11 protein-coding genes and 4 pseudogenes are annotated in these 13941 nt (G+C 69.3%); 7 read left to right on the plus strand and 8 right to left on the minus strand.

Going from position 1 to position 13941, the window contains the following annotated elements; genetic code table 11:
* Positions 1-132 precede the first annotated feature (132 nt).
* A pseudogene (locus tag ACFWWR_RS39355) lies at positions 133-1200 on the plus strand (RNA-guided endonuclease InsQ/TnpB family protein).
* Between the two features lie 408 nt (positions 1201-1608).
* Here the strand turns inward: ACFWWR_RS39355 and ACFWWR_RS39360 are convergent.
* On the minus strand, positions 1609-2490 hold the full coding sequence (locus ACFWWR_RS39360; RefSeq protein ID WP_383868371.1) for a LysR substrate-binding domain-containing protein: 882 nt from the start codon (positions 2488-2490) through the stop codon (positions 1609-1611).
* A 71-nt stretch (positions 2491-2561) separates the two neighbouring features.
* Between ACFWWR_RS39360 and ACFWWR_RS39365 the strand changes: the two genes are divergently transcribed.
* The 4 genes and pseudogenes from ACFWWR_RS39365 to ACFWWR_RS39380 form a co-directional block, all read left to right on the plus strand.
* Positions 2562-3767: a thiolase family protein gene (locus ACFWWR_RS39365; protein WP_384308516.1), complete on the plus strand. Its 1206-nt coding sequence runs from the start codon at positions 2562-2564 to the stop codon at positions 3765-3767.
* Positions 3764-4459, plus strand: a complete 696-nt coding sequence (locus tag ACFWWR_RS39370) for a 3-oxoacid CoA-transferase subunit A (RefSeq protein WP_383868375.1) — start codon at positions 3764-3766, stop codon at positions 4457-4459. Before ACFWWR_RS39365 ends, ACFWWR_RS39370 begins: the two co-directional genes overlap by 4 nt.
* Positions 4456-5148, plus strand: coding sequence for a 3-oxoacid CoA-transferase subunit B (locus ACFWWR_RS39375; protein WP_383868377.1), 693 nt, complete (start codon positions 4456-4458; stop codon positions 5146-5148). Before ACFWWR_RS39370 ends, ACFWWR_RS39375 begins: the two co-directional genes overlap by 4 nt.
* 89 nt (positions 5149-5237) lie before the next feature.
* Positions 5238-5330 (plus strand): annotated as a pseudogene (locus tag ACFWWR_RS39380) (IS5/IS1182 family transposase); the annotation flags it as partial.
* A 7-nt stretch (positions 5331-5337) separates the two neighbouring features.
* Here the strand turns inward: ACFWWR_RS39380 and ACFWWR_RS39385 are convergent.
* From ACFWWR_RS39385 to ACFWWR_RS39415, 7 genes and pseudogenes are all read right to left on the minus strand, one after another.
* Positions 5338-5652: pseudogene (locus ACFWWR_RS39385) on the minus strand (hypothetical protein); the annotation flags it as partial.
* Entirely contained in the window at positions 5652-6656 is a 1005-nt protein-coding gene (locus tag ACFWWR_RS39390) for a sugar ABC transporter substrate-binding protein (protein ID WP_384308518.1), read from the minus strand. The gene ACFWWR_RS39390 and the pseudogene ACFWWR_RS39385, both read right to left, overlap by 1 nt.
* A 413-nt stretch (positions 6657-7069) precedes the next feature.
* A complete protein-coding gene (locus ACFWWR_RS39395) occupies positions 7070-7939 on the minus strand; it encodes a sugar phosphate isomerase/epimerase family protein (protein ID WP_383868381.1) in 870 nt (289 codons plus the stop codon).
* Positions 7936-8952, minus strand: a complete 1017-nt coding sequence (locus ACFWWR_RS39400) for a Gfo/Idh/MocA family oxidoreductase (RefSeq protein WP_383868383.1) — start codon at positions 8950-8952, stop codon at positions 7936-7938. Before ACFWWR_RS39400 ends, ACFWWR_RS39395 begins: the two co-directional genes overlap by 4 nt.
* A 57-nt stretch (positions 8953-9009) precedes the next feature.
* Positions 9010-10431 (minus strand): sugar porter family MFS transporter, encoded by a 1422-nt coding sequence (locus ACFWWR_RS39405; protein WP_383868385.1) that lies wholly within the window; start codon positions 10429-10431, stop codon positions 9010-9012.
* Between the two features lie 9 nt (positions 10432-10440).
* Positions 10441-11391: a TIM barrel protein gene (locus tag ACFWWR_RS39410; RefSeq protein ID WP_384308521.1), complete on the minus strand. Its 951-nt coding sequence runs from the start codon at positions 11389-11391 to the stop codon at positions 10441-10443.
* Between the two features lie 279 nt (positions 11392-11670).
* Positions 11671-11922, minus strand: a pseudogene (locus ACFWWR_RS39415) (5-dehydro-2-deoxygluconokinase); the annotation flags it as partial.
* Positions 11923-12158: 236 nt separating this feature from the next.
* Between ACFWWR_RS39415 and ACFWWR_RS39420 the strand changes: the two are divergent.
* Together ACFWWR_RS39420 and ACFWWR_RS39425 are read left to right on the plus strand one after the other, a co-directional pair.
* The gene (locus tag ACFWWR_RS39420) at positions 12159-13160 is read left to right on the plus strand and encodes a LacI family DNA-binding transcriptional regulator (RefSeq protein WP_383868518.1); all 1002 of its coding nucleotides are present in this window, start codon (positions 12159-12161) and stop codon (positions 13158-13160) included.
* A 66-nt stretch (positions 13161-13226) separates the two neighbouring features.
* Positions 13227-13532 carry a hypothetical protein gene (locus ACFWWR_RS39425; protein ID WP_383868389.1) on the plus strand — a complete coding sequence of 102 codons (306 nt, stop codon included), beginning with the start codon at positions 13227-13229 and terminating at the stop codon, positions 13530-13532.
* Positions 13533-13941 lie beyond the last annotated feature (409 nt).

Raw genomic sequence — 13941 nt, forward strand, 5'->3', positions numbered from 1 at the left:
CGTCAGTGAGGCAGCGGTGGCGCGTCGAGGATATGGCGATCACTTTGTGGCCCGGACGGCGGGCGCTTGTGACTTACGGCGCACCGACCACTGCAACTTCTGGGACGGCGACGCTCAAAGGAGACTCGACTCATTGGGGTGGCTGCGGAGGGCGGGCATGCCCGGTACCGCTACCGGCTGCGAGTGCCGTCCGCTGCCCGCACCGCTCTGGCGGCGGAGTGGGGTCGGTGCCGCTGGGGGTGGAACGAATGTGCCGCCAAGTCCAGGGCCGGCACCTGCACAACAAGGCCACCGGCCACAAGGCCATGTGCTGCCCAGCCCAGATGGACAGGATGCTGACCGAAGCCCGCGCCGTACGCAGTGGCTGCGTGCAGGCTCATCGGTCAGCAGCAGGTCATCCGCGGCTCTGGCCGCTCCCGCGTTAAGGCGCCCCAAGGGCATCGAAGAGGGGACAGCCTCGGGCACTGGCACTGGCACTGGCACTGGCACTGGCACTGGCACTGGCACTGGCACTGGTACTGGTACTGGTCGTTCGTCGTCCCCGCCCAGGTCCAGCCCTGGCGCAGACCGGCCACGCACTCGGCGTCGACTGGGGTGTGGTGGAGACCGCGACCACCACGTCCGACGCGCACGACCTGCCGCACGCTGAGCACGGCAAGAGGGCCCGGGCGAAGCTGGCCCGGTACGACCGGATGATGGCCCGCCGCAAGCTGAAGAAGGGACAACCGGCATCGAAGGGCTACCGCGAGGCGTAGAAGCTACGGGCGAAGGTGCACAACAAGGTCGCGAGGCAGCGTGACGACACCGGCCGCAAGTGGGCCAAGAGGGTTGTCCGCGACCACGACGCCATCGCTGTCGAGGACTTCCGCCCGAAGTTCCTGGCCAAGACCACCATGTCCCGCAAGGCCGCTGACGCCGCCATCGGCGCCACCAAGGCCTCTGATCGAGATGGGCCGTAAGCACGGGCGGGACATCCGCCTCGTACACCCCGCGTACACCACGATGGACTGCGGGCATTGCGATGCGAGAGCCAAGCACGCACTGCCGCTGGGTGAGCGCACCTACACCTGCACCGCGTGCCAGGCCGTGTCCCCACGGGACAAGAACTCCGCACGCGTGATGCTCGTCCGGGCTGGTTTCAACCCGGCTGGTGCTGATGGCGGAAGAGCTCCTGGAGCGCTGCTCCGGGAGGCGGCCTGAGCCAGGAATCCCCTCCCTTCGGGGAAGGGAGGATTCAAATGAACGGATCCAGTAGCAACGCCACAGGAAGGTCACCCGACTCGACCGCCCCTCTGGGAATGTTCAGAGCGGTGTGTTCGCCAACTGACCTCCACACCGCGGCATGAAGCCCAGCAGAACTGCCCTCCACAAAAGCACGCCACGCCGCGGGGGACGAAAACCCATCCGCGTCCGGCCACACGGCGCCGTTGCTCCGCATCCGGTTGTTCAGCAGGTGAGCTCTATTGGACTCATTGTCCGGAGCAGGAGGAGGCCGGCTTTAGGGCGGCGCTTCCGCAGGCCGGTGCCCACCGGGCCCCCTGAGCCACCCGACGTCGCCAAGCAAGGCTGTCGCGCCAGGCGGGGAACCTTGGCGGCGTCGGTGGAAGCTCAGAACATCGCCCGGATGATCCCCACGGTGCGCGCCAGGTGCGGCTCGGAGCGGTCCGCGCGGTGGGCGACGGCCAGCTCCACGCGTGCGTCGGGCCCAGCCAGCGGTAGGTAGGCGACGCCGTCGAGCGCCAACGCGGTCACGGGCTCGGGCACGACTGCGACGCCGAGGCCGCCGGCTACTAGCGTGACCAGGGTCGAGGTCTCGCCGACCTCGTGGCGGATGTGCGGCTCGACGCCGGCGTCGCGCAGAAGGCCCAGTACCACGTCGTACATCACCGACCGGCGGTCGGCGGAGTGCACGATCAGGTCGGCACCGGCCAGGTCCGCCGCCCGCAGCCGTTTCCGGCGGGCGAGAGGGTGGTCGACCGGTACGGCGACGACGAGCCGGTCCCGGCGCAGGGTGTGCACGGTGAGGGAGAGGTTGGCCGCCACAGGGCGCAGCAGTGCGACGTCGATCGCGCCGGTGCGCAGCGCCTCGACCTGGTCGGGCGCGAGCATCTCCCCGCGGAAGGAGAAGTCGACGCCGGGAAGTTCCTCCGTGAGCCGCCGCGACAGCGCGGGCAGGAGGCTGTACGTCGCCGAGCCCACGCATCCGATCGCGAGGTGGCCCACCGTGCCGGCGGCGACGAGCCGTGCGTGGTGGGCGGCCTCGTCGACGTCGGCGAGGATCGCCCGCGCTCGCTCGAGGTAGGCCCGGCCGGCCTCGGTGAGGTCGACGCGGCGTGTGGTGCGGTGGAGCAGTTCGACGCCGATTTCGGCCTCGAGTTGGCGGATCTGGGTGGAGAGCGGCGGCTGGGCCATGTGGAGCCGCTCGGCGGCGCGACCGAAGTGGCGCTCCTCGGCCACCGCCACGAAATACCGCAGGTGGCGCAGATCCATATGTTGTCCGTATCAATTGGCTCGGATATGCGTACTTCAGAATATCGTGACCCGGGGATAGCGTCGCTCCCATGAGTGCTTTCATCTACGCCGCGGCCCGCACGCCGTTCGGCCGCTTCAACGGCGCGCTGGCCGGCGTCCGCCCGGACGACCTCGCCGCCGCCGCGATCACCTCGACGCTCGGCCGGGTGCCGGGCCTCGACCCTGCCGCGATCGACGACGTGGTGTGGGGCAACGCCAACGGCGCCGGTGAGGAGAACCGCAACGTCGGCCGCATGGCGGCGCTGCTCGCCGGGCTTCCGGTCAGCGTGCCCGGCACCACGGTCAACCGGCTCTGCGGATCGAGCCTCGACGCGGCGATGACGGCCAGTCGCACGATCGAGTCCGGCGACGCCGAAGTGGTGTTGACCGGCGGCGTGGAGTCGATGACGCGTGCGCCGTGGGTGCTGCCCAAATCGGCGAAGCCGTTCCCGGCCGGCGATGTCACCGCGGTCTCGACCACGCTCGGCTGGCGGCTGGTCAACCCGCGGATGCCGAAGGAGTGGACCGTCAGCCTCGGCGAGGCCAACGAGCAGCTCCAGGAGCGCTTCGGGATCTCCCGCGAGCGGCAGGACGAGTTCGCCGCCCGCTCCCACCGACTCGCCCACCAGGCATGGGAATCGGGCTTCTACGACGACCTGGTGGTGCCGGTCGAAGGCGTCGCCCTTTCGGGTGACGAGAGCATCCGAGCCGGATCCACGCCGGAGGTCCTGGCCGGGCTCAAGCCGGTCTTCCGTACGGCGGAGCAGGGCGGCACCATCACCGCGGGCAACGCCAGCCCGCTCAACGACGGTGCCTCCGTGGTGCTGTTGGGCAGCGAGAAGGCCGCGGCCACCATGGGCACCGACCCGATCGCCCGTATCGCCGGCCGCGGCGTGATGGCGCTGGAGCCGCAGGCCTTCGGCTACGCCCCGGTCGAGGCCGCCAACCGTGCGCTGGCGCGGGCCGGGATCGGCTGGGACCAGGTGGGCGCGGTCGAGCTCAACGAGGCCTTCGCCGTACAGTCGCTCGCCTGCCTCGACGCGTGGAAGGTCGACCCCGGCATCGTCAACCAGAAGGGCGGCGCCATCGCGATCGGGCATCCGCTGGGCGCCTCGGGCGGCCGCATCCTCGCCACGCTGGCCAAGGTGCTGCGCGAGACGAAGCAGCGCTACGGCGTCGCCGCGATCTGCATCGGGGTCGGTCAGGGGCTGGCCGTCGTGCTCGAGAACTGCGATGTCACGGAGACGGCCCAGTGAGCCGGGCGGAGATTGTCGAGAGCGCCGACGCGGCGGTTGCCGGTATCGAAGACGGCTCCACCATTCTCGTCGGCGGCTTCGGCCTGGCGGGCATGCCGTTCGATCTGATCGACGCGCTCATCCGGCAGGGTGCGAAAGACCTCACGATCGTGTCCAACAACGCCGGTAACGGTGACGTCGGGCTGGCCGCGCTGCTGGCCGCCGGCCGGGTGCGCAAGGTGCTCTGCTCCTTTCCGCGCCAGGCCGACTCCTGGGTCTTCGACGGCCTCTACCGCGAGGGAAAGATCGAGCTCGAGGTGGTGCCGCAGGGCAACCTCGCCGAGCGGATGCGCGCGGCCGGTGCCGGTATCGGCGCGTTCTACTGCCCGACCGCGGTCGGCACGCCGCTGGCCGAGGGCAAGGAGGAGCGTGAGATCGACGGTCGCAAGTATCTGCTGGAGTACCCCATCAAGGGCGATTACGCACTGATCGGCGCGCACGTCGCGGACGCGATGGGCAACCTCGTCTACCGAAAGACGGCCCGCAACTTCGGACCGGTCATGGCCACGGCCGCGACGACGACCATCGTCCAGGTCGACGAGGTCGTCGAGCCCGGAACGCTCGACCCCGAGGCCGTCGTCACCCCGTCCATCTACGTCGACCGGGTCGTCCAGGTGAAGGCCCGCCACTACACCGTGCAGGGGGCCCGATGACCACCACGTCAACCACCACGTCGAGCGGCCAGGCGTACGCCGGGGCGCCGAGGAGCGCCGAACACCGGCTCTCGATGGACGAACTGGCCGCCGTCATCGCACGCGACATTCCGGCCGGCGCCTTCGTCAACCTCGGAATCGGGCAGCCCACCAAGATCGCCGATCACCTGCCGGCCGACTCCGGGGTGGTACTGCACACCGAGAACGGCATGCTCAACATGGGGCCGAAGGCCGAGGGCGACGCGGTCGACCCCGACCTGACCAACGCCGGCAAGGTCCCGGTGACCGAGCTGCCGGGCGCGGCGTACTTCCACCACGCCGACTCCTTCGCGATGATGCGCGGCGGGCACCTCGATGTCTGCGTCCTCGGGGCCTACCAGGTCGCCTTCGACGGCGACCTCGCCAACTGGCACACCGGCAAGCCCGACGCCATCCCCGCCGTCGGAGGCGCCATGGACCTCGCCATCGGCGCCAAGGACGTCTACGTGATGATGACGCTCTTCACCCGCTCCGGTGAGCCGAAGCTCGTGCCGCAGTGCACCTACCCGCTCACCGGCGTCGGCTGCGTCAGCCGTGTCTACACCGACTGCGGCGTCTTCGACGTCGGCCCCGACGGGGTGCGGATCCGGGAGACGTACGGCGTCAGCGCCCACGAACTCGCGGAGGGACTCGGCATCACGCTGTCTTGACCCGTGTCCTTGCTGACGTGGACGTCGACCCGGTACGGGGCCGTGGACACGGAACTGGATCGTGCCGGACGGATCGTGGGACATCGCGAGGCAGCCTGCACCAAGCCGTCCTGCACAGACTGGACGACGCCGGTCTGACCGACGTCACCCGCGTCGTCCTCGACGCCGCCCACGTGAGGGCGGGCGCGAGGCCCGGTCGAAGCCGTCCATGTCGCTGATGTCATCGGTGGCCACGTTGCCGCTGATCAGCTTGGTGACCGCCAGGGCCATGATGCCGATGGTCGACGACTGGTACAGGACGTTGGCCATGGAGCTGCCGTCGCGCACCGGCGGTGCCGCGATCAGGAAGAACACGTACATCGCGATGGCGCCGAGGGAAACACCCACCTGGGGGCGGTCCAACAGCCGTAGCGCCAGGGGCCGTTGGGAGGTCCGGCCGTCGGTCTTTCGCCGGAGGCCAGCGGTGTGGTTCACCGCCGGCTCGGCGAGCGGGGTTACGCTCATCACCTCGTGCCCTTCGCGGCGAACTCGGCGACGCTGTCGGCGTTGTCCTTGGTGATGAAGGCCGGACCGGTGAGGACGGGCGCGGTGCCGCCGCCGCTGACGTTGCCGTTGCTCTTGTAGAGCCACAGGGAGTCGACGGCGAGATAGCCCTGGAGGTACGGCTGCTGGTCGACGGCGAACTCGATCGTGCCGTCCTGGACAGCCTTGACCAGTTGCTTGTTGAGGTCGAAGGTCGCGATCTTGGCCTTGGTGCCCGCGTCGGACAGTGACTGCACGGCGGTGAGCGCGATCGGGGCGCCGAGGGTGACCACCTGGTCGATGGAGGAGTCCTGCTTGAGCTTGGCGGTGATCGTCGACTTCACGGACGGCATGTCGGTGCCGTTGACGTAGAGGATGTCCGTCTGGCCGCTGAAGCCCTTCTTCATGCCGGCGCAGCGGGCCTCCAGGGCGACCTGCCCCTGCTCCTGGATGACACAGAGGGCGTGCTTGGCTCCGAGCTCGTTGAGGCGTTCGCCGAAGGCCTGGCCCGCGATGTTCTCGTCCTGGCCGAAGTACTCGAGCATGCCGAGCCTCTTCCAGTCGTCCACCCCGGAGTTGAAGCCGACGACCGGGATGCCGGCCGCTTTGGCCTTGGCGACCACGTCCTTCATGGCATCCGGCTTGGCGGCGGTGAGCGCGATGCCGTCGACCTTCTGGTCGATGGCGTTCTGCACGAGGTTGGCCTGGTTTCCGGCGCTGGGGTCGCTGGAGTAGACGAGTTTGATGTTGTCCTTGGCGGCGGCGGCCTGGGCACCCTTGCGGATGAGGTCCCAGAAGGTGTCGCCCGGGGCGGCGTGGGTGATCACGGCCACCGTCATGCGCGGAGTGGTGGCCTTGCCCGCGGAGACGGCGGCTTCGCCTTCTTCGGACTTCTTGCCGCCGGAGCTGCTGGAGCATCCGGTGGCGAGCAGTGCGCCGGTGAGAACGGTGGCGGCCAGGGTGGCGGCTCGGTGGTGTCTGTGCATGTCCCTCGCACCTCACTGTGCTGGTCAGGATGGTTTGTGCCGGCTGGTGTGGAACGGCTCGGGGTGCAGGTGGGCCGGTCGCTGCGGCCGGGTGGATGGCGGACGCGGGGCTGATGCCGCGGGGTCCAGCGACGGACCCTGAGCTGTGGGTCCGTATCCGTGACCAAGGGGTGTCATGCGGGGCCTGTGGGGCCGGCAGTGGAACGAGCGCACCCTTCTGGTGGCGCATACGGTGCTCGGCGGTCCTGGTAGGGATCACCGGTACGTCACTAGAGCGCTTTATTAGCGCGCTCTAGTGGCTCTGTGGCTCGTACTATGGATCGGCTCATCGGCGGTGTCAATATCCTTGTCAGGACGTATCGACATGGCTTGCGTCTTGCTGATCGCGGTCCTGAGGACACGACAGGTCTCGTTCAGACGGCCAGTTCCTTGATGATGCGGTCGAGCATGAACGCAGAGGAGTCGCGGGCCCGTTCCTCCCAGGCGAAGACGCACGCGGTGGCGACGCCGTCGAAGTCCAACTCACGCAGGGTGCCGAAGAAGACGTCCCAGTCGACCTCGCCCTGGTCGATGTCGAGGTGCTGGTGGATACGGGCCGTGGTGCCAGGTGGGTTGAGGATGTAGCGCAGGCCCGAGGAGCCCTTGTGGTTGAAGGAGTCGGCGATGTGAACGTGCTGGAGCTTGTCGCCGGCGTAGCGCATCATCGCCGCGATGTCCGCACCGACCTGCGAGGCGCCCGAGAGGTGGAAGCTGTGCGGGGCGCAGTAGAGGTAGTTCACCCACGGCTTGTTGATCGCGCGGACGAGGTCGACCGCGGGGGTGTTCTCCTCGCAGAAGTCGTCGGGATGGGCTTCCAGATTGAGGGCAATGCCCTCGCGTTCGAAGATCGGCAGCAGTTCCTCCAACGAGTGCCAGAAGGCGGCCTCGCTCGCTGCGGCGTGCTCGGGGCGGCCGTTGAACTCCGAGTTCATCAGGGGGCATTCGAGCTCGGCGGTGATCTGGATCATCCGCTTCCAGTAGCGGACGGCGGCTTGCCGTTCGCTCTCGTCGGGTGAGGACCACTTGTAGAGGGGCAGGACCGAGGAGAGCTTGACGCCATGGGTGCGTAGGGAGCTCTTCAGCTGCGCGATCCGCTCGTCGTCCGCTCGGGGGTGCAGGAAGAACGGCATGAAGTCCTCGCGCGGAGACAACTCGATGTACCCGTATCCGAGTTCGGCGACCGTGCGCACCATGTCGTCGATGGGCAGGGCGCGGAACATGTACGGGTCGAGGGCGATCTTCATGCGGTACCTCCGTAGAGCGTGGGGCGGGGCTTGAGGTCCGTGGCGACGACGCGGCCCGACTCAAGGGCCTCGACGGTCGCGCTGGTGATGACAGTGGCGGCGTAGCCGTCCCAGGCGGAGGGACCGGTGGGCTCATGGCCGGCGGTGAGGCCCGTGATCCACTCGCGGAACTCGGTGTCGAAGGCGTCCGCGAAGCGTCCCACCCAGTCCTCAAGCACCTCCGTGCTGTGCTGTCCCGCGCTGCGCAGGCCGACCGCGGCCGGGTCCGGCAGCCGGACCAGCCCTTCCTCGCCGACCGCCTCGCACTGGATGTCGTAGCCGTACTGGCAGTTGACGAAGACCTCCAGATCGATGCGGACGCCCTTGGCGGTCTCGAAGAGCATGATCTGCGGGTCCTTGAGGTGCGCGAACCGCTTGCTCGTGGAACGTGGAGTGATCACCTGGGTGGAGACGATCTCGTCGTCGAGCAGCCAGCGCAGTACGTCCACCTCGTGCACGGCTGTGTCGAGGGCGGCCATCGCGGAGGTGTAGGACTCCGGGACGGTCGGGTTGCGGTGGGCGCAGTGCACGATCAGCGGCTCGCCGATGCGGCCGGAGTCGATGACCTGCTTCATCTGCCGGTACCCGGCGTCGTAGCGGCGCATGAAGCCGACCTGGACCAGGCGGCGGCCGTGGGCCGTCTCGGCCTCGATGATCCTCAGGCAGTCCTCGGCGGTCGTGGCCAGCGGCTTCTCGCAGAACACCGGTTTCCCGGAGGCTATCGCGTTCAGCACGTGCTCGGCGTGGGTCGGGCCCCAGGACGTCACGAGGACGGCGTCGACGTCATGCGCCGCGATCAGGGCCGAGCCGTCGGGCAGCACTCGGGCGCCGACCGGCGCCGCTGCCTCTGCGGCGCGGGCGGCGTCGAGGTCGGTGACCGCGGTGACGCGGGCGCCGGTGACGGTGTCGGTGAGGCGCCGGATGTGTTCCTTGCCGATCCAGCCGGCGCCGATGACGCCTACGCGCACAGTCATGGGTGGTGGTTCCTTTCTGCGCTCCCCGGACCGCCGTCGGCCCGGGGACAGGGGGAGTCAGGAGAAGCGCGTACGGAGTTCGGCTTCAAGGGTTTCGAGGGTGCGGCCCCTGGTCTCGGGGACGTGGCGCTTGACGAAGGTGAGGGCGAGGACACCCGCCACCACGAAGAGGAAGAACGTGTTGGAGATCCCGATCCCGTCGACCAGGGACGGGAAGACCAGCCCGATCGCGAAGTTGGTCAGCCACAGCACCACCGCGGCCACGCCCATCCCGAAGCCGCGCATCCGCATCGGGAAGATCTCCGAGAGCATCAGCCAGGTCACCGGGGAGATGGCGCCCTGCTGGAACGCGAGGAACGTGACGGTCATGGCGAGTACGGCGTAGGCGCGGCCGTCGCCGGAGGGCAGTACCAGGGAGAAGACGCCGATCAGCAAGAGGGCGGCCGTCGTGCCGATCTGACCGGTCATCAACATCGGACGGCGGTTGACCCGGCCCAGCAGCCAGATGCCGACGAAGGTCGCCAGTACCGAGATCACGCCGTTGGCGATGTTCGCGGTGAGGGCGCTGTCGGAGGCGAAACCGGCATCGGTGAGGATCTGGGTGCCGTAGTACATGATCGTGTTGACGCCGGTGATCTGCTGCACGATCGCGATGCCGAAGCCGACGAACATCAGCCTGCGCACCCACGGTGTGGCCCTCATGTCCTGCCAGCCGCCGAGATTCTCCCGCTCCTCCTTGACGGCGAGGGCGGACACCTCGGCAAGCTCGGCCTCGGCCCGCTGCCGGGAGCGGACCTGCTTGAGTACTTCGAGGGCCTCGCTGAAGCGGGTCTGCGAGGCCAGCCACCGCGGGCTCTCCGGCATCACCAGCATGCCGAACCACAGCACCACGGCCGGGACGGTGGCGAGGACGAGCATCCAGCGCCATACACCGCCGGACTCGCCGCCGACCCGGGCGATGATCGCGTTGGAGGTGAAGGCGAGCAACTGGCCGCTGACGATCATGAGTTCGTTGCGGGTGACCAGGGCGCCGCGCCGCTCGGCGGGCGAGACCTCCGCCAGGTAGACGGGCACCGTCACCGAGGCGCCGCCCACCGCGAGGCCGAGCACGAACCGGGCCACGACCATGACCGCCGTGTTCGGCGCGAGCGTGCAGCCGAGTGCCCCGACGAAGAACACCACGGCGAGGATCAGGATCGTACTGCGGCGTCCGCGCGCGTCCGACAGCCTGCCGCCGGTGACCGCGCCGAGTGCGGCGCCGAGCAGCAGCGAGCTGGTGACCATGCCCTCGGTGAAGGGGGTCAGGCCCAGATCGTCGGTCATGTAGGGCAGGGCGCCGTTGATGACGCCGGTGTCGTAACCGAAGAGGAGCCCGCCGAAGGTGGCGATGACGGTGATGAGCCGAAGCCGGCGGGAAACCGCCGGCGGCGAGTCTTCCGCTCCCGGGGTGGCCTGTGTGATGTCGTCCCTGACGTCCATGGGCGCCTCCTACCTGTCGTGAGTCGGGCGCCGGGTACCCGTCAGCCCGCAGCCGGTCAGGTGCTCACGGGTGCTGACCGCGATGGGCAGCGGTACCTCGGGTGCGCACGGGTACAGGTCCTGCTCGACGATCACGAACAACTCGGCGTCGAGCTCGGCGAGTTCGGCTACGACGTCGGCCGGGTTCGGCACACCGGCCGGGGGCGACACGCACACCCCGCGCTTGACGGCCTCGCCGAAGGAGAGGTCCTCGGCGGCGACCTGGGCGAGGATCTCGGGGTCCATCTGCTTGATGTGGACGTAGCCCACCCGCTCGCCGAAGCGGCGGATCAGGTCGAGGTTGTCGCCGCCGCCGTAGGCCACATGGCCGGTGTCCAGGCAGAGGTTGGTGTAGCGGGAGTCCGACTCGTTGAGCAGCCGCTCGATCTCCGGCTGCGTCTGGATATGGCTGTCGGCGTGCGGGTGGACGACGAGCCGTACGTCGTACTCGTCCAGGAGCAGCCTGCCCAGCCGGTCGGCGTTCCGGCCGAAGCCCGCCCACTGCTCGGCGGTCAGCTCCGGCGACTCGGTGAACGCGCCGGTCTTCTCGTCCCGGTACATCGGCGGGATGAGGACCAGGTGGTGGGCGCCCGCGGCGGCGGTCAGGGCGGCGACCTGCCGGACATGGGCGAGCATCGCGTCCCACACCTCGGGCCGGTGCAGCGCGCCGAACGCGGTGCCGCCTGAGACCCGCAGCCCACGGGAGGCCAGCTCGGCCTTCAGCCGCTGCGGATCCGTGGGGAGGTAGCCGTACGGCCCGAGTTCGAGCCACTGGTAGCCGGCCTCGGCCAGCTCGTCGAGGAAGCGGGTGTACGACACCTGGTGCTCGTCCTCGGGGAACCAGACGCCCCAGGAGTCGGGGGCGGAGCCCAGGCACAGGTTGCCCGCGGTGGTGCGGAGGGAGGATGGCGCCGTTGCCATGGTGTGTCCTTTGCGGGGAGGGGCGAGGCCTTCAGGGAGGTGGGGAAGCCGAACCCGGCGGCGACCTGCTGGGTCGGCTGGGGCCGGCGGGTGGTGACGACCTCGGGGCGGGTGCAGAACGCCGCCGCGGTCTGTTCGGGACCGTCGGCGGACTCACCGCCGGATGCCTTGGGGTCCGTGGATGGGGGAGTCGCCGATGAGGGAGTCCTTCCAGCCGCCGAAGGAGTAGTGCGACATCGGCACGGGCACGGGCACCTTGGCGCCGATCATGCCGATCAACCAGAAGATCGGCCGCCAGTCGAGGTCGAAGACCGTCGGCCCCGCCTTCGCCCGGTACGTGGGCGCGGCGAGCGTGGCCGAGCGGCTCGGCTCCTCGCTCAGGCCCGTGCCGGTGACCCAGGAGATCCGCGCGTCGCGCACGGTGTCCCCGTCCAGGTCGCCGGGGTCGACGTCCAGGTCTGGTGCCTTCGGCAGCCGGTAGAAGTACAGCGGGAAGTCGTCCGGCGGGAAGATTTCGCAGACGGCCCATGGTCAGCACTTCGAACGGCATCACGCTGGTTCCCTTCGCTCCGGAGACACCGGGGAGTTCTCGGGGGATGTTTTCGTTCTGGCGCGCTCTACTAGCGCGCTCTAGGCAAGTACGATGAGCCCAGTCCAAATGTCATGTCAATAGCGTGTTGCTGGGAGATTTCGCGGTCGGCCGTAAGGTGGGGCGCGTCGAACGGGGAGGTTCACGGGTGGATGCGTCGGCCAAGCAGCGGCCCACGATGGCGGACGTCGCCGCGAAGGCGGGCGTGTCCAGGGCCCTGGTGTCGATCATTTTCCGCGGCCAGCCGGGTGCCAGCCAGGAGACCCGGGAACGCGTCCTGCGCGTCGCCGACGAGATCGGCTACCACCCCGACAGCGCCGCCCGGCTGCTCGCCCGGGGCCGCAGCCGCACCCTCGGCGTGATGTTCACCGTGCACCAGACCTTCCACTCGGACCTCATCGCGGGCATCTACCCCGAGGCCGAACGACGCGGCTACGACGTGCTGCTCTCCGCGGCCACGCACAGCCGGGCGGAGGCCAAGGCGATCGAGGCGCTCCTCGGCCACCGTTGTGAGGCGGTGATCCTGCTCGGCCCAGACGCGGAGGCTGCCTACCTCGACGAACTCGGGCGTCGCACGGTCACCGTGTCGATCAGTCGCCGAGTGCCCCATGCCCAGGTCGACTTCGTGCACTCCGCCGAGGGCAAGGGAGTGCGACAGGCGATGGATCACCTTGTCGAGCTGGGGCACCGTCGGATCGTGCACATCGACGGCGGCCGTGGCCCGGGGTCGGCCGAGCGGCGGCGTGCCTACCGGGCCGCGATGCGCCGTCACGGGCTGGAGGCCGAGGCGCGGGTCATTCCCGGTGACCACACCGAGCTGTCGGGCATCGAGACGGGGAAGTCGCTTCTGGCGGAGCGCGACCGCGGGCAGCCCCTGCCTACCGCGGTCCTGGCGGGCAACGACCGGTGTGCCTGGGGCCTGTTGATGTCGCTGACGCGGGCGGGGGTCGACGTCCCCCGTGACATGTCGGTCGTCGGCTACGACGACAGCCATCTGTCCCACCTGATGCCGATCGGCCTGACCACGGTGCGCCAGGACGCGGTCCTCATGGCAGAGCACGCGGTGCGCTTCGCCGTGGAACGGCTGGAAGACGGGGACGTGTCACCGCGGGAGGCTGTGCTGGATCCGAAACTGGTCATCAGGGGAACCAGCGGGCCGGCTCCGGTGTCGCAAGTCTGAGTTGCGTGGTTCTCCCTGAGGAGACGTTGCTGCTTCTGTCTGCGGAGGGCGGCCGCTGAAGCGGCCGTGGAAGTTCAGCGCCAGGTCGCGCTCCGGCCCGATGGCCTCGCGGCCGCGCTCACTCCCGCCGCGATCGCGCTGATCGCGGCGGGAGCGGCTGCAGCCGGCCTCATGGGTTCGGCTCGACCGCCGTCATGCCCTTGGCGACCTGCTCGGCTGCCGACTCGGGAGGCCGAGGACTTCGGCAGGGAGGAAGCCGACGAGTCCTTCACCGACCCGGGCGGCGAGAGCGGGGTCGACGGGCTGCTCATAGCCTCGCCCCACGCCCCGGCCACCTCCTGCTGGGGCTGGAGCGGGCGACGCCCATGGTGACGTTGCGGCCGGTCCCTCGACGGGGCGGTTGAGGAAACATGGGGGACTGAGCTGCGGCTCGGGCGGGCAGCTTTCCGCCTGTCGAAGTCCTCGGCCGGCAGGCAGAGAGGGAGAGACCGACAGGTTCGCGGGCCCGTTGGTAAGCGCCGCGGGCGATGGTACGTACGTGGGGTTACCGAGGGCGGGGACCGGCAGCGCCATGGCGTGGGTGCCGCGCCGGTCGGCGCCCGGGCCCCGGGGTGCGGTCGGCAGCCGAGCGCCCAGGCGGACGCGTCGGCGCGTCTCGGGCCGGACGGACAGGCCCTGCCGACCGATAAGGGTTCCTTGCAGAATGATCTTCTTGTGGCACGGTGGAGAGGTATGTGATCTCGTGCTGCTTGGGGGTGACCATGGCACGGCGGAAGCCGTG

The organism is Streptomyces sp. NPDC058678 (assembly GCF_042714835.1).
GTDB lineage: Bacteria > Actinomycetota > Actinomycetes > Streptomycetales > Streptomycetaceae > Streptomyces.